The organism is endosymbiont GvMRE of Glomus versiforme (assembly GCF_003546845.1).
In genome coordinates, this window is record NZ_NWVA01000003.1 from 108,185 (window position 1) to 130,244 (window position 22,060).

The following is a 22,060-nucleotide window of genomic DNA, read 5'->3' on the forward strand; positions in this document are numbered from 1 at the left end:
TTTTGTTGAACGATACCACCCTGTCTTTCCCCCAACAGTTATTTCAAAAGAATCCAAAGCAGCAAGTGTACTTCTTGCTTCATCAACATTGCACAAACACATAGTTTCGCATATCATTCACTACCTTTCTTTGTTCAACAAGAAACTTCGCCTCCTACACTTGAACCTGAATATCTGGCATAAAATCAATAATCGCCTTCAAGACTTAACCTTAAATAAAAAGAATTTTGTCGAGCATTTTTCTTCTGTCGAGCTTTTTGGTCAAGTTCCCTCGCTTGTCGTTCAAGTTCTCTTGCTTGTGTTCTCAACTGAGAAGGAGTATGGGAACAATTAGATTCCAAACAAGGTCCATAACCCTTATGGCTATTAATATCCTCATAATCTAAATCAGGGTATAAATCTTGTTGTTCTAAAACAATCCTAGTTTCCGTTTTTGGCACAGGCGGTGCCGTGAATTTTTTATCTATTATTTTCAAATCTTTATTATTTTTTGTCATAATATATAAGTTTTTACACCCAAAATTTTTTTTATAATAATTTGGTGAACCAAATTTATAAATTTACTGGTTTTTTTCTAAATAATGAATATGCGCGCACGAAAGAGGGAGATTTTAAGGTGAATGTTTTTGCTGAAAATTTGGATGATTTTGACCCAAGTAAGAAAAAATTTTTGCTAAAAAATGTCTTCGCATTAACAAATGATTTTAAAAATTGTTAAAAATTCATCAATGCCTGTGATTATTTTCGACACCCACTGCCATTTGGCCGATAAAGAATATCAAAACTACAACGTTAGCAAAATCATTAGTGAAGCCGAAAAGGCAGGAGTAAAATATATTCTTAATACTGGTCAGGACATGCTGACTAATAAACTGCTGCTTGTTCAATTAAAAGAATTTTCTAATTTATTTGGTGCGCTTGGCTTACACCCTAACAGTAAAGAAGACTTAAAGGAAGAAAACTTCCAGTGAATAGAAAAACAATTAACTAATAAAAAAATTATTGCCATTGGAGAAATTGGTTTAGACTACTACCGTGCTTTTACTCCTCAAGAGACGCAAAAATATTGATTTAAAAAGCAATTAGAACTAGCCAAAAAATATAATTTACCAGTTTTATTACATATTAGGGGAGAAGAAACAAAAAAGGATGAAGAAGACAAAGATAAATTTATAGAGGCTTTTAATGATGCTTATGAAATAGTAAAAGAAGTAGGGATAGAAAAAGGTATCCTTCATTGTTTTACCGGAACCTGAGAAATAGCCCAAAAGTTTATAGATTTAGGATTTTATATCTCTTTTGCGGGCAATATTACTTACAAAAATGCTAAATGAAGGGAGAAATGAAGAGAAGTAATAGAAAAAATACCTTTGGAAAAAATGGTTGTTGAAACTGATGCTCCTTATTTATCTCCTGAGCCTTTGCGGGGGAAAATTAATTATCCTCAAAATATAATTCATACATTGAAAAAACTTGCAGAAATTAAAAAAATGGAACTCGAGGAAGTAGCAGAAAAGATTTATTCTAATACTTGCGAATTTTTCGATCCTCTCGGTAAAAATTTTAGTAGTAAATTATAAAGATATTGATATGATTGAGAATATTCAATTTGAAAATACTAATTTTGAGTATGTAGATGAAACGTTTGATTATTGATGTCCTGAAAGAAACAAAATTTTACACCTGCGACAAATGCGGAAGAAAATTCAATTTTGGAAAAGTATATGACAAACAGTAAAATTTAAATATGCATACAGTATTAGAAATAAAAGGACGAAAATACACAATAGAAGGTCAAGAACCAATTATTAATAAAGTTCTCTCAATTGACTATCAGAAAGATAAAGGATCGGGAGATGAAATTGTCTTTGACAAAGTTTTGGTTTATAGAGGAGAATTTGGTCAGCCTTGTCTCAATGTGCGAGTAGTTTCAGAAGTAGTAAAGGAACTTAGCAAAGCCAAAAAAATTATTGTTTTCAAGCGCAAAGCCAAAAAACGCTATAAAGTAAAAAGAGGTCATCGTCAACCATATACATGAGTTAAAATAACTAAAGTTGAACCAACATAATTTTTAATAAAACAACATTCTCAGTATATTTTTCCATTTTGGGTTACAAACTTTTTTTGTTAATACCAGTTAAATTACGTCTATAAATTTCTGCTTCGGCAAAAGAACAATCAAAAATAAAAGCAAAAATTTGACTAATTTGTTCTTCAAAAACCAACGAGCCATAAGTTTCGGCGAGAATTTGGTTAAGTTCTGGTGAAGAAAATGTTTCTCTTTGGTTTTTTAATTTTCGTTCTCGAATGATTTCAATATTCTTCCTGGCTCCGGGACGATTAAGGGCTAAAATTAGCACCAAGTCCGCAAAAGTTTGTGGTTGGAAGAAGTTAATTAATTCCCGAAAAGAAACAGTATCAAGTTGGGGAATGCCACTAACCAAACCATTACTTAATAATTTTCAAGCATTTTTGTCCTGTAGATTACACTTTGGCAATTGTTCTTTACCCAAAATCTTTTTAATTTCCTGTAAGGTTCCTAAACTAGTTAAATTGAGAAAATCATATTTTTTTAGACCGAGGAAATTTAACTCTTTTTCTGAATAATAACTTATTAGGCAATCTTTGTCTGGTTGGAGTGGAAGCAATTGCGTTAAAGGCTTTTTTTTGTTTTCCGAAATAACAAAACCAGAAGCGTGAAGAGAACTATTGAAATAAAAGTCTTTAATTTTTCCTGCTAAAACGAAGAGAGTAGAAAATTTAGTTTTCAAGGCATTAGTTTTTAAGCCTTCTTTTAGAACTTCATCTTTTACACAACTCATTAATTCTTTTAGTTGGTTTTCGTCAATAATTGGTCTTCTTTTGCCATAATTAATAACTTTAGCACTTTCTTGGAGGGCTTTTTTTCAACCTACTTTTTGGCGAGTGGCTACCCGAGCAATTTGGTCCCGACCATACTTATTTTGTAAATAATTGATTACTTCTTTTTGATTTTCAATGTCAATGTCGATATCTGGCGGTGATTTTCTTTTTTCATTTAAAAATCTTTCAAAAAAAAGATCATACTCCAAAGGGTCAATTTTGGTAATTCCCAAAAGATAGGCGACCAAAGAAGAAACGGCACTCCCCCTTCCCGGACCAACAATAATATTTTGCTGACGTAAGTCATTGATAATATCGCTAAAAATAAGAAAATAACGAGTGTAACCTAATTTATTGATAACTTGTAATTCTTTTTCTAACCTTATTTCATATTTCTCACGTGAAGATTTAGTTAAGTAAAATAATGCTTGTTCGCAACGAGCCTTTAACTCCGTAAAGTCGTTTTTGTTGACAACCGACTTGCTGCTAAAAGAAAATTTCAATTCAATTCGGTGAAGGAAATCTTTTAACCGAGCAAGGAGAATTCCGTAAAATAACTTGTCATTAGTACAAAAAGGAAAAAAATCCTTTTCATTGAGGTAAGAAATAAATTTTTGGCGAGTGTCTATTGGTAAGAAAGACTGAATAAGCGAAGTTTTAGACAGGGATTCCAAAGTTGGAACATCTTCTTGGACAAGGGTTTTAACTGCGAAAAAAGGCAATAAGTGAGGCAAAACATGAGCAGGCAATTCTTTTTTGGGATCTTTGATATAAAAGTCGAAACCAAGATAAAATTGGGAATTTGCTTTTTCCTTGGCTAAGAAAAATGACTGCCGAGAAAAATAAATAATGTCTTTTAAATTATGAACTGAAAAAACTAGTAGACAATTCTTTTGGCAAGAAAGCACGTCTTCAAGCGAAAAAATTCGGTCCGAAGGACTGTTAGCATTAAAGAATTTTTTAATTAATTCCTTATAGGCAGTGCTATTTTGGGGATAAATTGCTGCTAAACATTGCTTTTCATCAATTTTAGTAATCACTTTAATTCCAATTACTGGCTTAATTTTTCTTTCTTTACATGAATTATAGAAACGCAAGAATTCATAAGGATAATAGTCAGCAATTGCTAAATATTCACCATGATTTTTTATTGCTCAATCAACAAGTTCAAATGTTTTAATTAAAGAAAAAGAAAGGTTGGAATTAGTTTGAACATTTAAATGTGGAACATAAAATGAGCCCAAATTGTCGCCATTTGTCATATAATATTTTTTCACTATCGTTGCCATGGTAGGTATTCATTTAGTATAGTCATGACTCTAATTCTTGATGTTCTAAAAGTTTAGACAATAGTGGCAATGATAAGAAAAGTAGCAAAAGCACAGCAGAGAATGTGCGGAGTTAATTCGGTATTCGCTGGTAAGTTTACTTTTTGCTTAATGCTTTTTAGGAAATGGTAAAAATTAAAGCGATTAGTGCTATTAGACTTTCAGTTATTTACTTTTAATTCATTAATAATCTGTGGCGAAATATAGACATAACGCTTTTTATTGCCCTTACTTTTGATTTGGTATAATCCTTGCTTATTTTTGCTGGCTAAATTAAAGTTTATTGCTTCTGATACTCTTAAACCTGCTTGGTGGCAAAGCAAAAATAAGCCATAGTGAGTGGGTTTTTTATATTCTCCCTGTCGGTTAGGAGTATTTTTTATTTTATGATTAATTTGCTCTAAAAGTGTTAAATTAGGAAGCATATTATTTTATTTTAAAATATGTAAATAAGTTTTATAAAGATTTAGGATTTTTTGTTACTTTTTTTTTGCTCACTAAATAATAAATCACAAAAACTAAACTAGAAATAATAAGTCCAAGAACGACATAAGTGCCAGGCTTTTTTCAAGCATTATCAGTAGAATTTTTTGATTTTTCTTCTTCACTTTGTCTTCTCTTTTGTGTAAATTCTTTACCCATTGCAATATATTCCGAATCAGCCGCCAAATTTTCATTTTTAATTCTTTCTCTAAATTCATCATATTTATCATGTCAGATTTTGTCATGCCCTTCTCCTGGATGGTAGGATAATCCACAAGAGCAATTAAGGTGATGCTCGTTCGAATTATGTTGCGGATTTTTAAATACCTCTGGACTAGCATGAGCTAATTCATGAACTAAAACATCACAAAAAATTCCTGGTCAAGTTTTTTCTGCTTGAACAAGATGCTCAATAGAAAAGCAAATACAATAAACACTTTTTCCTCTTTGTGGATGATTTAATAGATTAGTTGCTGTTTGCTGACTTTTGTTGTTCTTGATGAACCTAATTTTAATTGGTTGATTAGGCAGCAAAACAGCAACAATTTTTTCCACTAAATTTCGCTCTTTTTGGTATTTTTTTTCCTCGGCAAGAGGAATATCAACAAATTTATCTTTACAAATTAAACTAGGATGTTGCCAAGCACAGTTGGAACAAAAATAAATTTCTATTTGGCTTAACTCCGAACCGTTTCTAAATTTTGGGTCAGGAACATCAAAAGTTAATTTTTCTTGTTCTTCTTGAGTCAGCCAACGATATTTTAAGGGATTTTGGCATTGGGGACATTTTTTTTTGTTTATGATTTCCTCGAAACACCTATAACTATCCCTAACCTGATTGATTTCCATTAACTAAATGCTTATGTCTTCATCAATTAAAGTAAATTCATTTCTATTTCTCCATATTGATAAATTTTCGTCTATAATTCTAATGGTTTTTCGTTTTTTAACTTTGGCATTGTCCGTGTCAAGACCTCATCCATTTAATACAATTATTTTTTTACCATTGTATTCTTCATTAGCAAGTGCTACTCTGGTTTTTTGTGCTGCTTCTGGACTACTCATTTTCATTTCTCTTGTTCTCCATTGGTCTACTCCGCCTCCTCCTGCTTCTATTGCCGAAGTAAAAAGATTACAATAACTTCATCAACTATTATCACCACCAACTTCTTTCGTAGAATCATTTTTGTTTCTTTTCATATTATTTACCTCATATATAAGTTTACAAGATATTTACACGCGTATGAGAGCCTTTAAGTTTAACCATGGTTTTTTGCCTATAAGTATATTTTACTCTCTCTCTCTCTCTCTCTCTGGATTTTTGCAGCAATATTATGAATAAAATCTTTTTCTTTGACAGTCAATTTCCTTTTTAATGTATGCCATGTTTTTATATCTTTCCTTATATGCTTTAGATAGTTTCTGAATTTAGAGCGGGCTCTTTCGCATTTTGAAAAGTAGATATTCCAACTGAAAATCATTTTGAAAAGTTTTTAGAATTATTTCTAATACTCTCACTAATTAACTCTCCTTTATGAACAAATTGATTGCAATTTCAGCATCTAGCAATAACTTTTTCTTTATTTTCTTTTTCAACAACCGAAACACACTCCTTACAAATTATTGTCCCCTCAATTTGTATTTCTTTCCCTCCTGGAATATTTTCGCGACATTTACTACATAGCATATACTAGTTTTTAGTTCTGCTGTTCTCCCTACCTACATAAGTAAAATATTATATATGGCTGGAAGAAGCGTAAATGTTTATCTGCAAGAAGATACTTATAACCAATTACGAAAATTAACTGGGAGCCGGAAAATTAGTCGCTTTGTTGATGAAGCAATAATTGAGAAATTGACTAAGGAGCAAGAAAGAAATAAAGAAGAATTAAAAAAGAAAATGATTGAGGGCTATAAGGCTAACGCTAATAATAAAATAATAGAATTTTAAAAAATAGGAATAATGATAATATTTCTCAATGGTGGTTCGTCAGTGGGTAAATCCTCAATTGCTCGCGAAATAATGAGGCAATCAGAAATTCCTTTTCTTTATTTTTCTATCGACCATTTGGTTAATTATTGAATTGACGAAAAATTTGTTTCAGTAAATACAGAAAATCCCCCCGAGTTAAAAAAAGCATGATTTTTTCATATCGAGGAAAAGGACAAAAAAGGAAATCCCGTAATAAAAATTAAAGATGGTGCGAAAGCAAAAAAATTACACAAAGATATAATAAAATGTTGAAGTAATTTAGCCCAAAAAGGCTATTCTTTGATTATTGATGAAGTTATTTGAAAAAAAGAAATATTTACCTTCTATCAGCAGGAATTTTCTCATGTTAACAGCCCATTTATTATGATAAAAGTTAAATGTGATTTAGAAGCGGCTCTATTAAGGGAAAAAGTTCGCGGAGATAGATTTATTGGCTTGGTTAGAGGCACAAAAGAAGTTGAAAAAAACATTCCCAATTATGATTTAGAAATAGACACAACCTCTATTTTACCAAGCGAAAATGCAAAAATAATTTTAAATTTCATCAAAAAAACTAATTTTTCTAAGTTAAAGATTGAACTGTGAAAATAAATAATTTAACTGAATTTTTGTCAGTAGTTTTAACAGTATGAAAATTTTTGATATCAATAATATGGTGGCTTAATAGAGGTTAGTTTGTCAGCCAAAGAATTAGGTTTATTTAGAGAAAAATTATTAATGGTCTTTTCTCGAATTATTTTTCCCGGAGCCACTATCAAAAAATTAGTTATCTTTTCCGCTTCGGCTAAATAGTTTAAAATAGCCGCAATTATATAAGTTTTTCCTACTCCCGTAGCTACCGAGAGAATATATTCAGATAATTTTTCAGGTTTATAATAATGGTTTAAAAGTGTTTGAACTGCTTCTTTGTTTGGTTGGCGTAGTTCTAGTTTTTTGGAAATGTTGTCTAGGATATTTTGGTTTAACATTATAAAAAGATTTTTTAAAATATACGCTCACATCCTAATAAATTGTTAAAAATTAAAATTTATGGAGTTAGAGCAACTTTCCAAATATTTAGAAGAAATTATTCAAAAAATTCGTAAATTAGAACTACAAGAAAAGAAAGAAGATAAAAGAAATCGAAAAACTAAAACTGTTTGACCTGACAAAAAAACTTGTCAACAAAGGGAAATTGCTTGACATGGCTTACAAAAAAATATTCTTATTCGTCTAGACTCTGTTAAAATTAAAAGCAGCATCAATACCAGCATTGGGAAAAGGAAGCGAAGAAGTTTTAACTATATGAAGCGAATTTGTCATTTGTTTAGTGAAAGTAGAGGATAAAATGCGTCAATAGAAATTGCTTCGATAGACCTTAAAGAAAAAGAAGAAAAAAATAATAGATTTTGAGAGAGGTTTTGAAGATATTTTAATCAAGTTTTATCTATTATTTTGATTTTGTTCTTTCTTTATGCTTATGCCGAGTATAAGAGAATTAAGAATTTATAAGTGTTTTTAAGTTAATTTTTTTGTTTCGCCTAAATGTTCCCTATTTTTTAAAATAAATTCAAATTTAGTTAAACAATCATTACAAACAATTTCGCAACAAGTTTCCCAAAATTTTTTGAAACTTTTTATCATTCTTTCTATATATTCCCTATGTTGAGTTTTAGTATTTAAGTAGAGTTCGTAAATTTCTTTGTGTGCCTTATGAAAATCATGGGCTATTTCCTTGAAATCTTTTGCTAAAAAAAGAACCTCGTCTCTTTGTTTATCAATTTTTTTCAATAATTCTAAAAATTCTTCAACATCTTTTTTCAAACAATTTGCTTCTTTATTTTTTGCTTCCAGCCTTTTTCTTAATTCTCTTTCTTTTTTTTCCAAATTCTCCAATTTTTCTTTGCTCTTTTCTCATTTGAAAAAAGCCTTAATAAAAAAAATATTGAATTCTAAACTAAAAATATCCGGTTTTCTTAACTCTATAGTAGTTTTGTAAATAATTTTTGTTGCTCGTTTTAATTAGTAACTTTAATATTGAGTAATTCCGCTTTATCTATTTTTTTGACTATTTCTTCTATTTTTTGTCAGTCAACACTCTTATTTTTTCCGTTGAAAGGAAGGAAAATAGAAGTAGATTTCAAATTTTCTAACTTAACACTGTTTCCAAAATTATACCTAAATTTTTCAGTCTCCAACATTGCTGCTAGAAACGAACCATTATGATTATTAATCTCGAATTTAGGCTTTAATACTCAAATAGTTGAAGAAGGTATGAAAGGATTCACTTGATAAAAACTATTTGCTACTCCTACATTTCCTTGTGCTCCAAAAGTAATACACTTATAATCAATAATGTTGTATCCTTTTACGGGAAGAATATATTCACTTATGCCGTTATTATTTTTGCTGGCTCCAATGAAAGGTATCTTTCCACTCTTCCTTATTTTTTTTGGTATGGAATTAAAATGGTAAAATTCAAAAAGGTTACTAATTCTCACTTCTTTTCATTCTTTTTTAATGTCAAAAGGAAATTTGTCTTCTATCTCTCGGTGAGGAATTTCTTTAAGTTGGTTAAAATTAATTTTTCCCTCAGATTTGAAGATTTGCTTAATGGTTGAATAAATATGTTTTGCTAATAAATTAGGAGTAAAACTATCAAAGTTGTTAATCATATGATTTTCCGCAATCCATATGTCATTTTCTTTTAAGTAGACAAGATTACTTTTTCCCGAAATTATTTCTTTATTATTAAATTGGTCCACTCATTTTTTCTTTATTTCTTCTCAACTGCCTTCTTCGTCTTTTCAACCTACTGAACCCTTTTTATCGATTAATCCATCGTCTTTTCATAAAGCCATAAATGTTTTTTCTTTATGTTTAGAATGGGCTCTAAAAATCAGTATATTAGTATTAACCCCCGAACTTCTTCTAAATAAATTATTTTTCATTGACATAACTCCTAATAATTGATGACGGGATAACACTTCTTTTCTTAAATCTAAATCATTTTCATCTTTGCAACAAGAAACATTAACAATTGCAATTCCTATTCCTCGTGGTTCTAAGGAATCCAACATATGGAGAACAAATTCTAACTCTTTTTTTCTTACTGCGTAAGGGGGATTAAGCAGTCCGGTGTTAGGTTTATATTTTTCGTATATTTCTTGACTAGTGAAGGAAAAACAGTCGGTATTTAAACAATTACTTTTTCCATCATTTCTAATAATCATATTAGCGATAAGCAAAGGATATATACTAGGACTCAACTCGAAACCAATAATGTTGTTCTTCTTAATTGACTGAACTTCTTTTTGTAAAGGAAGAAAACTAAGCATTTTTTTTAAAGCGGCGACTAAAAAGCCGCCGGTGCCCGCACAAATGTCAATCACTCGGCTTTTTTTGTTTACACCGGCCAATTCTGCGAATAATTCACAAATATGAAAGGGAGTTAATACTATACCAAGTCCGCGACCATCTCCCCCGCCTGTATATTTTAAAAATTCGTTATAGAAATAACCTAGTTCATCGGTATAAATTTCCTTATAATCGCCCTTCATGTATTTAAAAACTTTTTCATCTAATTGCTTGATAAAATAGGACAACTTATAAGGAGAATTTTTTTTAACAATGGCGTGGTCGAGCAAAAATAAAGAATTATTTTCTATTGTCTTAACATTTTTGGTTGGCACCTCGGCTTCTTCTAATACTTTAACCATCGAATTAAACAAAGAAGTAGCAATTGTTTCTTCTGAGGAAATGCCTTGATAGGTTTGTCGAAAATCTCTATCTGTTAGACTTAACAAAATAACTGCTATGATTATTGATTTTTGGTATTGAGAAACATTCGCCGCATGTAACTGTTTATGTAAATTACTTGATATTTTCTCAAAATCATCAATTTTTTCTAGTTTCTCTTCATATAATCAATATTGATAAACTTCCTTGGGCGATTCTATTTCTTTATCTTGTCCCCTAATTTTAAAAGGAGTGGGTATTTTGCTTTGTTTTTCTTTATTGTTCGTTTTTTCTTCATCAGATTCATCAGATTCTTTTTTTGCTAGCGATTTTTCTTTTTTGTAGAAATATTTTGTGATCCTTAATTCTTCTTGATTTTGGCCCGAAACACCAATAGCAATTGTATTATATCTAACAGAAAAAAACTGGGAATATCAGATTGCTCCATCAACAGCATATTCCTTTGCTTTATCTAAATTCTGGCTGTAATGTTTTCTTCTATCGGCTTTACACTCAATAATAATAACAATGTCGTATTGTCGTAAAAAAACAATAAAGTCAGGATAGCCCTTGTCTTTTCCCATCTTGTTTTTGCTGGCTTTGTCGAGCAGATTTTCTAATATTCCCTCACTAGTTTTTTGTTCGTAAATTTCAATGTCAGAAATATCATTGTAAACTGATTTGAAGTAGCCTGCTTTCCTCAATTGTTCTCTTATAATTCCTTCCGTAATTCTTTCATTTACCATATTAAGATTTTAAAAGAATTATAGTGCTAAAATAATTATTTTTTTAAATTTTTAAATGAACTCATAAAGAACCATCATCACTTAATAATTCATAGGCTTTTAGCACTCTATCTCGCATCATAGTCAATCAAACTGAATGCTCTAATTGGTCATCATAATTAGTAAACATTTGTCCGGTATTAAAAGGTGGGTCAATATAAATTAACTTGACTTTATTCACATACTTTTTTCTGTATTCTGGGATTTTACTTAAACTAGTTAGAGCATTTAAACTATCCCCGCAAATTATTAAATTATCAGAGGAGTTTTTCCCAAATTTTTCTATTTCTTTAAATAATCTAACTTCGGAAACACGATAATCATTTTGGTTTACTCATTCATATTGACCTTTGCCATAGTCTTTAACAATTAAAGTTTTATTTTTGTTAACTCAATTTAATTCTAATTTGCCTGATAATTTGCTTCCGTTTTGTGTCATTTTTTATAAGTTATTTTTAAACTACTAATTTAACTTTTTCCCTGTAAATACTATTAATTTTCGCATTTACTTTCCCTAATTTAGTAATTAACTTTTCTTCTCCACCTTCTCATTAAAAACCTTTATTAATCAATTTTTTCATTAATATTTTTATGATTAAAAATTCTGTCTTTAAATTTTCTTTTCGTTAAAAGTCAATTTTCCTATTTTTGCTGAACTTTTCCATTTAATTAAACAGTAAACCAGTAAAGAATAAGCAAGATAAATAACACCAAGCACTAAAATTATTCAAAAAATTTGTTTTAGTAAAGTGCTTTGATAAGTATCTCCTTTTCAAGTAGGCTTTCCGACACAGCGATTAAAAAAGGAAAAAGGATAATCATGAGGATAATCATAGGATTTTGCTTTAAAATGATAACTATTTTGATAATCAATTATCGGGCGTAAAAAAATGTAAGTAAAATAAATAGTAGGATTTAAAAGAGAAGTAAAAAGAGCAGTCTTTAAATTTTCTTTTAACAAATTGGTAGCGCTAAATTTTCAAAAAAAATAAATTACTAAACAAGGGGCAAGAACATGCCAAGTCAAATTATAAATTATCCAGCCTTGTTTGGCATTTAATCCTAATAGTCCGATTGGTATTTTTCGCAAACTTTCTAGTCCTCCCTTGGGAATATTAGTTAGAAGATTTCTTTTTCCACCAGTAATCATATTTAAAATCCAACCCGCAGTAAAAACAATTCCGCTGGATAGATTAAGAATTACTACATTTAAGTCAAAAAATTGAGTTCAATAAGAAGCATTATTTTTTTTAATTAATCGATAAACAACTCAAAAGAAGGTAATTAAGGAAGTCCAAGCAGACCATCAAGTAAAAAACCAGGCTCAATAACTAACACTTTTTAAATTAGCAAAGTATTTATTCGCATTCGGCTTGGCTAATTGTCTGGCTACATCATTAAACCCACAAACAATTATGGAAAATAAATGCAAGAAAAAGATAGAAATTAAAAGAGAATAATACTTGAATTTTTTAGAGGGCATTTAAATAAATTTTAATCTTTTAACAGGAACCACAGAGCAATGATAAACTTTAACTTTAAAACTTCTCTTGGAGAATAGGATCATTTTTTTTAAGAAAATCTAAGGTTTCTTTTTTTGTTTTTTTAATTTGAACTTCTGGTTCGGCTTCAACAGCAAGAACAATACCAGTAGGAAAAGTTGTCCCGCCTATTCCGGCTAATTTTGAGAAATAATTACAGGTTTCGCTGTTAATTTGACTTTTATCAAATATGATATACCATTCTTCACCATTTTTAATTTTCTGGTCTAATTTGTCTTTATTTCATTCTTCCGAAGTTTCATTGGTATATTTTCCTGAAAAAATAATTCAATCTTTCCTTTCTCCTATCAATTTACTTAAATGATTAGACAATGATGGAACTATATTTCTCCCGTTATTAGCATTAACTTGGTTAGTAATTGCCACTTTACCTGGCTTTACTTCTTTTTGTAAACAAAAAACAAAATATTTTTGCAAATCTAATCTTTTTTCTAGCAAATATTTTTCTAATTCTTCTTTAGAAGTGGTTGATGAATTGCCTGTTTGTCCTGGCTTATTGTTGCTTTCTGTTGGTTTTTGATTAAAGGAAGTTTCTTTGGCTTTATTGGTCTGAATTACTGTGTAAATAATCAATAAACTAACGACCAGAAATAATATTCCTCCTATAATTCACCATAAAACTTTGTTACTTTTTGGTTGATTTTGGTTCATAATGAAAAACTTTATTGGCGCCCACTGGAGGATTCGAACCTCCGACCTTCCGGTTAACAGCCGGACACTCTAACCGCTGAGCCAAGCGGGCATTTTTTAGAAAAATTAAATTTTATTGACTATTCTGTTTTTCGCTAGTTTGCTAATTCTTATCCATATAGTAATTTTTGTTTCTGTAGCAAAATGTAAATATTCTAGTTGAATCATAGTTTTTGCCTAAAAAAATAAATAAATTCACTAATGAATAAATTATCAACCAAATATCATTTTGATTTCACAGAAAAACCAGAAAATTATAGTTATTGAAAAGAAATAATTGCTAAAAGTAACAACTTCTCTGCTTCGCTTTTAATGCCTCCACCAAATATTACCGGTAATTTACATTTAGGACATTGTTTAGATTTGATTCCCCAAGATTTTTTAGTGCGTTATTTTTACTTAAAGGGTCAACTGATTTATTGAATTTCTGGTATAGACCATGCCGGAATTGCTACTCAAAAAAAAATTGAATCTTTAAATATTTCTAACCTTCAAACTACCGAACAAAAAAAAAATTATACCTTAAATACTTGATATCCCCAAACTAAAAAAGTCTTTTTTCAACAGTGGGAGAAGTTAGGATTATTCGTTAATTATGAAAATGTTAAATTTACTTTGGATTCAAACATTCAAGACCAAGTGAAACAGGCTTTTATCCAGTTATACAATGATGGTTTAATTTATCGTGACAAGAAACTAGTTAATTGAGACCCCCAATTAAAAAGTGTTATTTCGGATATTGAAGTAGAACACAAACCTAGCGAAAGCAAATTATATTATTTAAAATATCCTCTGCTAAATAGCGATGATAATCCGCAAACAAATCAAGAAAAAAATACTAATTATGAAATTTCTTTTGTTAGAGTAATTATCCAAAACAAAGAAGGAAAAATATTAATGCTAAAAGAAAAGAAATGAGGTTGGATATTTCCGGGAGGTAAAATAGAAGAAGGCGAAACTCCCTTACAAGCGGCAAAAAGAGAAGTTTTTGAAGAAACTAATTTAGTAGTTGAAAAATTAAAAAAAGTTAAAGAAAGAATTTTTCTCTCTGATGACCTATGAATAAAAACTAAACAGCAAACTAAACAACTAAAAGGATATGCTTATTGAACTAACGAATACTCTGGGGAAGTGAAAATTAAAGAACCTGAAAAAACACTGGATATTAAATTCATGGATAAAACTTCGCAAGGAGCAGTACTTTGTGCCCAGTGATGATTTTTTTCTTCTAATAAATCAGATTACTTAAAAATGTTAAATGGTGAAGAAGAAAAGCCAGAGAATAGTTATTTATTAGTTGCTACTAGTCGTCCCGAGACTGTTTTTGCGGATGTGGCTTTGTTTGTCAATCCCCAAGACCAAAGATATCAAAAATATATTGGTCAGGAAGTTCAGCACCCAGTAACGAAAAAAATTATTCCTGTTTTGGCGGATGAAAAAATAATTATTGATTTTGGCACCGGCGTCTTAAAATGCACCCCCGGACACGATTTTTTTGATTATGAATTAGGCAAAAAATATAATTTACCTTTAATTAGTTGCTATGATAAGAAAGGAAATTTAAATGAATTAGCCGGAAAATGACAAGGACAAAAACCTCAATCAATTCGCCAAGAATTAGTAAAAGAGTTACAGGAAAAAAATATTTGCTTAAAAGTTGAAACTTACCAAACTAATTTAGCAGTTTCCCAGCGAACAGGTGTTCCAGTGGAACCTCTGCTTTCTACTCAATGATTTTGTGATTTACCACAATTAATTAAAAAAATAGAAGCCAAAAACCCTGATTTTTTAAGCAAAATTAATTTTTACCCTTCCCGTTTTCAACAAGTTATTAAAGAATGAAAAGAAAAAACTCACGAATGGTGTATTTCTCGGCAATTATGGTGAGGTCACCAAATACCCGTTTGGTATCATAAAAAAACTGGGGAAATTTATGTTGGCGAAAATTCACCATCGTCGGTTAATGAATGAGAACCCGAAAAAGATGTCTTGGATACTTGATTTTCCAGCGGATTATGACCGCTAACTATTATTAACCAAGGACAAAAATTTCCTTTTCCTAATCCACAATATTTTCCCATTACTCATTTAGTTACTGGTTATGATATTTTATTTTTTTGAGTCTTAAAAATGATACTTTTAAGTTATTATTTCACTAATCAGCCAAGTTTTCAAAATGTTTACCTTCATGGTTTAATTCGCGATAGTCAAGGACGCAAAATGTCAAAGTCTTTGGGTAATGGTGTTGAACCCGAAGAAATAATTGAAAAATATGGCACTGATAGTTTGCGTTTATTTCTTTTAGAAAATAATATTCTTGGCTCTGACTTAATTTTTGAAGAAAGCAAAATTAAAGGTGCTTATAATTTTATTCAAAAACTTTGAAGCATTGGTAATTTTCTACTTTTGAAATTAGAGGAAAAAGAATTAAAAATAATTGAAATTACTGAATTAGAAACTGAACTAAATAAGGAAAATAATAAAGAATTAAAAATAATTAACACTTGAATTTTAACTGAATTAGAAAAATTAAAAAAAGCCTACTTTAAACATAGTGAAAAATTAGAAACCAGCCTTTTAGCCAAAAAATTAATTGATTTTACTTGACAAAAATTAAGTAATGATTATTTAGAGTTAATAAAAATAACTACTTGGAGCCTAGCAACAAAAAAAACTTTGCTTTATGTTTATCAACAAATATTAGCATACTTTTATCCTTTTATTCCTTTTGTTACGGAGTATCTTTATAAAAAGGTTAGCGGACAAAAACTATTAGTTTAAATTTATAAAAATTAGAAGAGAATTAATTTGAATAAAACAAAAACTAAGAAATTTAAAGGAAATATTTACTGACTGAATGTTTACCAAGGAATTTATGTAAGGAAAGGTTCTAACCAAAAAAAAAAAAGAAAAATTAATTAATGCCAGAAGTTTCTGAAATAGAAAAAAAAAATCAACAAAAAATCAATTATTTGTTGAAAATTATCCAAAAAACTCATCAATCACTGCAGGAAAATAACCAAAACAGCGAGGCACAAAAACTGCTAAAAGAAATTGAACAAAAATACCAAATCAAAGAACTGATCTTTGAGCCAAATCAGGAAATTGACCAAGTAGAGCGATTGATTAGGCAGAGAAAGGAAATTATTGAAACCATTGATTTTGCGACTAAATTATTACCATTAAAATCAAAATCGCTATTAAAAGAAATCCAAGAAGCAAAAAAAACCAGTAAAGAATTAACCTCAGGAGAAAAATATTACAATATTTTAAGCAAAATTCAATATATTTTTCCTAAACCCCACGCTATTGCTTATACTACTACTGCTTGAAGGACTGCTTATTACAAAGTTTATCACCCCCAAGAATTTTATTCGGTTCTTTTAACCTATCATGTAGCAGTTCACGACATTTGGTTAATGACTTTTGACCCAGAAAGTATTAATTTTCGCTTAGAAAAACTTCTAGAAACCATTGGAAAGGCTAAAAATAGTGAAAAGGAATTGCTCTCGATTGTTAAAGTATTACAAGAATTAGTTAAAGGAATTAACGGAAACAAAGCCAACAAAGACGAATATTTAGCCCAAAAAAAAGCAGAAATTAGCACTGTTCTCCAAACTACTAAGCAAAAAATTATTACGCAAATAGAGAATTGTACTGAACAAAGTAAAAATCTACTTTTAGGAAAGTCGTTGCCACATTTAAATTTGAATGAAGCAGAAAAAAAGCGAGTTAAGGGTAAGGTAAATATTCCTAGTTATGGCTTGCGCGAATGAAAACTAACAACCAAAGAAAAAGAATTACTTTACACTTTGAAAATTATTTTAGAAATGAAAAAAAAACACTTAGATTTTCGTTTAGGACTTGATTTTAATAAGTCTGAAACTAAAAATTTTCAAATAATTAACGGGCAAATTTTAATCCCTTTTTTGGCCATTACGGGCGTTGGAGAAATTTATGCTCGTAGAATTATTGATTACCGACAGCAAAAAGGGCAAATTAGCAACTGAAAAGAAGAGTTAGTAAACGTCCTTAACAAAAATCATTTAGAGCAATTAGAATACCTGGAAAGATATCATTTAATTATTGAAAGTGGTGGTTCTAATGCTCTTATGCCCGAGTAATATTGATAAAATTCCTATGCTTTGGTACAAAACACAAGAGATTTATTTTTTAGAAAACCCTCCCGTGGTGGCTTTGGCAATTAACCAAATTAAACCAAAAAAACCAAGCCAAATCGGAATAAAATAAGCGAGGGCTTTTCCACGGCTAATATAAGTAATAGTAGTTTGGTTGTTAACGATTTTAGTGTATTTTACTCCTTCTTTACTTAATGAAATAGAAGTAAGCCAAGAACTATTCCCCAATAATTTTTTTCTCAGTTTTTCATTACTTTATTTTAATCTTTTTATGACAATTTTTACAAAATAAACTTACTCTACTCCATGGCATGGCTCCAAATTTTCATACCTTTCAGAAACTTACTTTTGGTTTTTGCGAACATTTAGGACATTTAGCAGTTAGTATTTTGTAAATGTAATAATAAGTGAAAATTATAACGAAAAAGATGAAAGAAAAAAGAATACTAACTAATATAAGTGATGGGCTCATATCTCCTTTATAATTTCTAAAAGATTTTTATGGTATTATTGAATAACACAATCATCAGATTCAACCGATACTTCTCCAAATGGCGAACTTAACCCGGTTTTTTTACCAACACTAACTCCGAAACCCAGGAATTTAGCTTCTACACCACCAGGACCAACTGACCCGCCTGTGTCAGCATTAATTCCGACCCTAGCATTAACTCTTCCTCCGTCTATCTCTTTGCTAGCATTTATCAAATCTACACCTGCTCTAGCTTTGGCAGTAACACCACCTGACCCTGCACCAGCCTCAGCTCCAAGTGAACCATTCGCGATTCTAATATTACTACCATCAGCTTCTTCATATTTATATACTGAACCATCATATTTCGCATCTGCTATTATGCCACCTGCTCCGAATCTTGACCCAGCCGAAGTTGTGTAATTATATATATCCGTGATGCATTTCATCACCTCCTCCGAAAGCAGATCGGTCATCTCCTCAACTAAAAATTCATCATGTCCACATTTATCATTAAGGTAATTGATTAAGTGTTGACCTTTGCCTTTAATCTCATCCTCATTCCCTGGTCCATAACTAGGATTATTTACAGTTGCTCTCTCACTTAAATAATTACTACCACTGCGATTAATCACTTTGGCTCTTGCTGCTGGTGATAAACCTGATTGTTTGTTTTCATTTTCTACATATTTTACTTCATATGTCTTCGGTGTTACCGATATAAATTTGTCGTTTTTCATAATATATAAGTTTTTACACCCAAAATTTTTTTTATAATAATTTGGTGAACCAAATTTATAAATTTACTGGTTTTTTTCTAAATAATGAATATGCGCGCGCGAAAGAGGGAAAATTTGTGAGAATTTTTTGGTGTGATTTTTACCAAGAAAGAAAAATTTTTGCTAAAAAAAATAATAATTTTGTTTATTGGTGGGTTGTTTTAAAAATATAATTATATCCTTGTATAAGAACCCTTTCACTTTCCAATTTCTCAACTTTTTCTAGCATTCTAAATGTTGAGAATAACGAGGAAAAGGAATTACGTCGCGAATGTTCTCCGTGTCAGTTAAAAACATTAATAATCTTTCCAAACCTAAACCAAAACCACCACTTGGAGCATAGCCACATTTTCTTAAATCAAAATATCAACTTAAATTATTTATATCTAAACCAGTTTTTTGGGCTTTATCTTTTAGGACTTGGTGATTACTTTCACGAACGCTGCCTCCAACCATTTCACCAACACGGGGAAATAATAAATCAAAACAAGCAACTGTTTTTCCATCCGAGTTATTTTTCATGTAAAAAGCTTTTAAACTGGCTGGATAATCAGTAATAAAAACTGGGCTATTGTCAAAGTGTTGACATAAATATTTCTCGTGTTCGGATTGTAAATCCATTCCTCATTCAATGTTGTCAAAAGCAAAAGTCTTTTTATTTTTTTCTAATATTCTAATACATTCGTTATAACTAATTTTTTTAAATCTAAAACTAGTCCGGGAAATTTTTTTTATTTTGTTAATTATTTCCTTTTTATTTTCCTTATCGTAGTTTTCTAAATATTCTAATTCAGCACTGTTATTATCAAGAACAAAATTTATTACATATTTTATCATTTTCTCTGCTAAGTTAATTATTGTTTCTAAATCAGCAAAAATCATTTCGGGTTCGACCATTCAGAATTCGGCTAAGTGTCGGGTCGTATGAGAATTTTCGGCTCGAAAACAAGGAGAAAAAGTGTATACCCTGCCTAATCCTTGGGCTAAGGCCTCGGCTTGTAATTGTCCGCTAACGGTTAGTTTAGCCGGCTTAGAAAAAAAAAATTCTTTTTTGTCAGTAGCAATATTAAAAGTTTCTCCGGCTCCTTCGGTATCATTACTCGTAATAATTGGAGTCGAAATATAATAAAATTCTTCTTGGTAAAAAAAATCATGAATGGCTTTGTTAATACTATGACGGAGACGAAAAATGATTAAAAAATAATTAGTTTTAGCACGTAAATGAAGGGACTCACGCACTACTTCTAAAGGAACTTTGTTTTTTTGGAGTGGAGAACTGCTACTTGGTGGAGTTTTCCCTGCTACTAACTTAAACTTATCCTTAATCCTAATTTCACTATCCCTATACTTCAAAAATAATAAATCTCCTATCTCTAAATGTTTTTGTAATATCTTTAACAGAGTATCTTGATACTGAACTTCGGTTTTGTAAATAGAATTATAAACAATTTGAAAACTTTGAAGGATTTTTTGTTGTTGGGAGAGAGGGGGGAGAGGAAGAAGAAAGGTCGAAATAACTGTTTTTGTTAACATAGGAATAGTGCTTCCCACTGCTAAATTTTTTATTTCTTTTTCTTGACTTTGAAGCAAATAATGTAAATAATTAGGTTCAACTAAATCGGGATTAGGTTCTAAGCAAATAATAGTGCTGGCAAAAGCGCATTTTTCTTTTCGCGGGTAAAAAACTTTGCCAATAGTGCCAATAGCAGATAAAAGCAAAGAGTTTTCGGTAGTTAGAGGCAATTTTCATTCATTAACTGCTTCAATAGTTAATTTTTTATCAGGATTTAAATTTCCTGCTTGAATATCTTTAATTTGATAAAAAGGAATTGTCCCATTTTTTCAATGGATTGGATTGCTACTTTCTTTTATATTTCATCCTCCTGGGTGAGCCTTAATCTCACAAATTTCCCTAAGTTTATAAGTTTTTGGTTTCATTATTTTAATTTTTTACCAAATACTTTTAACATTTCTGAACAAAAAGTTGAGTATGGGGAAAACATAATGCTTCTACTCGATTCCTTGAATCTAGATATATTTAAGTTTGCTTACTAACTACTATGTTTTTAGTTTAGCATTTAGAGAAGTTTCTAATTGCAAAATAATTTTTTTTACAATTTCCGCGATTTCTGATTTTCTTAAAGTTCTTTCTTGGCTCTGAAAAATTAACCGAAAGGTCAGAGATTTTTGTCTTTTTGCTTTGTCTTCTTTGCTTTGATAGGCATCAAAAACTTTTATATTCTTTAATCAAGGAAAATCATTTTTTTTGATAATCTTTGTGACCTCACCAACTAGAATATTTTCTTCCAAAATAAGTGATAAGTCCTGTTCAATTTTCGGAAAAGGTGAAATAATTTGATAATTCCTTTGCTTAGTTTTTGCCAGAAAAGAAAACAATTTACTTAAAGAAATTTGCGCTCCAAAAACTGGCTGTTTTAGTTGGTGTTTTTTGCTTAATTGAGGATGTATTTTTCCCAAAAAGCCAGTTTTTTCCTGTTCTAGAAAAATGTCAGCACTTTGATAAGAATGTAACTCTTTTATTTGTGAAGGAACAAAATTAACTTTGTCAATAATGTTTAGAATGTGAAAAATCTCTTTTATTATTCCTTTGAGCCAAAAAAAGTCGTATTCTTGTTCTAGCTTATGAACTGAATTAGTAATTATTTTTCCGGTTCCGCTTAAAGTCAAAATCTCTTCTTCACTTTCACTGGGAGAGTAAATTTTGCTGATTTCGAAAAAAAAAAGATTCTCATTTTGATGATTTAAATTATAAGTAATAGTTTTTAAATGGCTAGGGAGAAGGCTTTGTCGATAATAAACATGACTTTCGCTTTTAGGAGTCGACAATCAGTAAAAATCATTTTCTTTTGGAGGGGAAAAATCATTTTTAATTTCTTGGGAAACTAGGGAATAAGTAATAATCTCCTGATAACCCCGGTTAACTAGTTTCTGACGAATTAATTCACGACAAACTTGGTTTTTATTAATAATTAACTTTTTTTGTTGAAAAGAAAGTAAGGAACTGGGAAGATTATCATAACCATAAATACGAATTATCTCTTCTACCAAATCTTCTTGGCTTTCAATATCTAGACGATAACTGGGAATAATTACTGAGTAAGAATACATTTTTTACTTTTTTTCAAACTTATTAAGAAGTTTTATTATTATTTTTAAGTATAAATTTTTACATTCATTATTTAAGCATTTAGTATGTTATCTGATATTAAACTTCATAATTTATTTTACT

23 protein-coding genes and 1 tRNA gene are annotated in these 22,060 nt (G+C 30.1%); 7 read left to right on the forward strand and 17 right to left on the reverse strand.

Features of this window, described 5'->3' with window-relative positions; translation table 4 throughout:
• Positions 1–38: 38 nt before the first annotated feature.
• Complete coding sequence (locus GvMRE_RS07480) at positions 39–497, reverse strand: hypothetical protein (protein ID WP_147410597.1); 459 nt, start codon at positions 495–497, stop codon at positions 39–41.
• 231 nt (positions 498–728) lie between these two features.
• Here GvMRE_RS07480 and GvMRE_RS07485 point away from each other — a divergent pair, with 231 nt between their 5' ends.
• Together GvMRE_RS07485 and rplU are read left to right on the forward strand one after the other, a co-directional pair.
• A complete protein-coding gene (locus GvMRE_RS07485) occupies positions 729–1,580 on the forward strand; it encodes a TatD family hydrolase (protein WP_172575314.1) in 852 nt (283 codons plus the stop codon).
• Positions 1,581–1,747: 167 nt separating this feature from the next.
• Positions 1,748–2,068, forward strand: coding sequence for a 50S ribosomal protein L21 (gene rplU, locus GvMRE_RS07490; RefSeq protein WP_147410599.1), 321 nt, complete (start codon positions 1,748–1,750; stop codon positions 2,066–2,068).
• Between the two features lie 43 nt (positions 2,069–2,111).
• On the opposite strand, the gene GvMRE_RS07495 is transcribed toward rplU, so the two are convergent.
• From GvMRE_RS07495 to GvMRE_RS07515, 5 genes are all read right to left on the reverse strand, one after another.
• Entirely contained in the window at positions 2,112–4,124 is a 2,013-nt protein-coding gene (locus GvMRE_RS07495) for a PHP domain-containing protein (protein ID WP_172575315.1), read from the reverse strand.
• Positions 4,125–4,204: 80 nt separating this feature from the next.
• Positions 4,205–4,615, reverse strand: coding sequence for a site-specific integrase (locus GvMRE_RS07500; RefSeq protein ID WP_147410601.1), 411 nt, complete (start codon positions 4,613–4,615; stop codon positions 4,205–4,207).
• 31 nt (positions 4,616–4,646) lie between these two features.
• On the reverse strand, positions 4,647–5,522 hold the full coding sequence (locus GvMRE_RS07505) for a hypothetical protein (protein ID WP_147410602.1): 876 nt from the start codon (positions 5,520–5,522) through the stop codon (positions 4,647–4,649).
• Between the two features lie 3 nt (positions 5,523–5,525).
• Positions 5,526–5,873: a hypothetical protein gene (locus GvMRE_RS07510; RefSeq protein WP_147410603.1), complete on the reverse strand. Its 348-nt coding sequence runs from the start codon at positions 5,871–5,873 to the stop codon at positions 5,526–5,528.
• Positions 5,874–6,084: 211 nt separating this feature from the next.
• On the reverse strand, positions 6,085–6,360 hold the full coding sequence (locus tag GvMRE_RS07515; protein WP_147410604.1) for a hypothetical protein: 276 nt from the start codon (positions 6,358–6,360) through the stop codon (positions 6,085–6,087).
• 54 nt (positions 6,361–6,414) lie between these two features.
• Between GvMRE_RS07515 and GvMRE_RS07520 the strand changes: the two genes are divergently transcribed.
• The gene (locus GvMRE_RS07520) at positions 6,415–6,624 is read left to right on the forward strand and encodes a type II toxin-antitoxin system CcdA family antitoxin (protein WP_147410605.1); all 210 of its coding nucleotides are present in this window, start codon (positions 6,415–6,417) and stop codon (positions 6,622–6,624) included.
• A 12-nt stretch (positions 6,625–6,636) separates the two neighbouring features.
• Positions 6,637–7,257: a phosphotransferase-like protein gene (locus tag GvMRE_RS13715; protein WP_172575316.1), complete on the forward strand. Its 621-nt coding sequence runs from the start codon at positions 6,637–6,639 to the stop codon at positions 7,255–7,257.
• A gap of 29 nt (positions 7,258–7,286) precedes the next feature.
• Here GvMRE_RS13715 and GvMRE_RS07530 read toward each other — a convergent pair whose 3' ends face one another.
• Positions 7,287–7,634: a DEAD/DEAH box helicase family protein gene (locus GvMRE_RS07530; protein ID WP_172575317.1), complete on the reverse strand. Its 348-nt coding sequence runs from the start codon at positions 7,632–7,634 to the stop codon at positions 7,287–7,289.
• Between the two features lie 61 nt (positions 7,635–7,695).
• Between GvMRE_RS07530 and GvMRE_RS07535 the strand changes: the two genes are divergently transcribed.
• On the forward strand, positions 7,696–7,992 hold the full coding sequence (locus tag GvMRE_RS07535) for a hypothetical protein (RefSeq protein WP_147410607.1): 297 nt from the start codon (positions 7,696–7,698) through the stop codon (positions 7,990–7,992).
• 171 nt (positions 7,993–8,163) lie between these two features.
• Here the strand turns inward: GvMRE_RS07535 and GvMRE_RS07540 are convergent, their stop codons facing one another.
• From GvMRE_RS07540 to GvMRE_RS07565, 6 genes are all read right to left on the reverse strand, one after another.
• A complete protein-coding gene (locus GvMRE_RS07540; protein ID WP_147410608.1) occupies positions 8,164–8,532 on the reverse strand; it encodes a hypothetical protein in 369 nt (122 codons plus the stop codon).
• Positions 8,533–8,663: 131 nt separating this feature from the next.
• Complete coding sequence (locus tag GvMRE_RS07545; RefSeq protein WP_147410609.1) at positions 8,664–11,129, reverse strand: N-6 DNA methylase; 2,466 nt, start codon at positions 11,127–11,129, stop codon at positions 8,664–8,666.
• 43 nt (positions 11,130–11,172) lie between these two features.
• Positions 11,173–11,607 carry a DNA methyltransferase gene (locus GvMRE_RS07550; protein ID WP_147410610.1) on the reverse strand — a complete coding sequence of 145 codons (435 nt, stop codon included), beginning with the start codon at positions 11,605–11,607 and terminating at the stop codon, positions 11,173–11,175.
• Between the two features lie 171 nt (positions 11,608–11,778).
• Positions 11,779–12,651, reverse strand: coding sequence for a hypothetical protein (locus tag GvMRE_RS07555; protein WP_147410611.1), 873 nt, complete (start codon positions 12,649–12,651; stop codon positions 11,779–11,781).
• Between the two features lie 55 nt (positions 12,652–12,706).
• Entirely contained in the window at positions 12,707–13,381 is a 675-nt protein-coding gene (locus GvMRE_RS07560) for a hypothetical protein (protein WP_147410612.1), read from the reverse strand.
• A gap of 15 nt (positions 13,382–13,396) precedes the next feature.
• A tRNA-Asn gene (locus tag GvMRE_RS07565) sits at positions 13,397–13,472 on the reverse strand.
• 149 nt (positions 13,473–13,621) lie between these two features.
• Here GvMRE_RS07565 and GvMRE_RS07570 point away from each other — a divergent pair.
• Entirely contained in the window at positions 13,622–16,201 is a 2,580-nt protein-coding gene (locus GvMRE_RS07570; RefSeq protein ID WP_147410613.1) for a class I tRNA ligase family protein, read from the forward strand.
• Between the two features lie 140 nt (positions 16,202–16,341).
• Positions 16,342–17,544 carry a helix-hairpin-helix domain-containing protein gene (locus GvMRE_RS07575; protein WP_147410614.1) on the forward strand — a complete coding sequence of 401 codons (1,203 nt, stop codon included), beginning with the start codon at positions 16,342–16,344 and terminating at the stop codon, positions 17,542–17,544.
• A 42-nt stretch (positions 17,545–17,586) separates the two neighbouring features.
• On the opposite strand, the gene GvMRE_RS07580 is transcribed toward GvMRE_RS07575, so the two are convergent.
• The 4 genes from GvMRE_RS07580 to GvMRE_RS07595 form a co-directional block, all read right to left on the reverse strand.
• On the reverse strand, positions 17,587–17,787 hold the full coding sequence (locus GvMRE_RS07580; protein WP_147410615.1) for a hypothetical protein: 201 nt from the start codon (positions 17,785–17,787) through the stop codon (positions 17,587–17,589).
• A gap of 279 nt (positions 17,788–18,066) precedes the next feature.
• On the reverse strand, positions 18,067–18,771 hold the full coding sequence (locus tag GvMRE_RS07585) for a hypothetical protein (RefSeq protein ID WP_147410616.1): 705 nt from the start codon (positions 18,769–18,771) through the stop codon (positions 18,067–18,069).
• A 261-nt stretch (positions 18,772–19,032) separates the two neighbouring features.
• A complete protein-coding gene (gene asnS, locus GvMRE_RS07590; protein ID WP_147410617.1) occupies positions 19,033–20,748 on the reverse strand; it encodes an asparagine--tRNA ligase in 1,716 nt (571 codons plus the stop codon).
• Between the two features lie 120 nt (positions 20,749–20,868).
• Positions 20,869–21,939, reverse strand: coding sequence for a phenylalanine--tRNA ligase subunit beta-related protein (locus tag GvMRE_RS07595; protein ID WP_147410618.1), 1,071 nt, complete (start codon positions 21,937–21,939; stop codon positions 20,869–20,871).
• Positions 21,940–22,060: the final 121 nt, after the last annotated feature.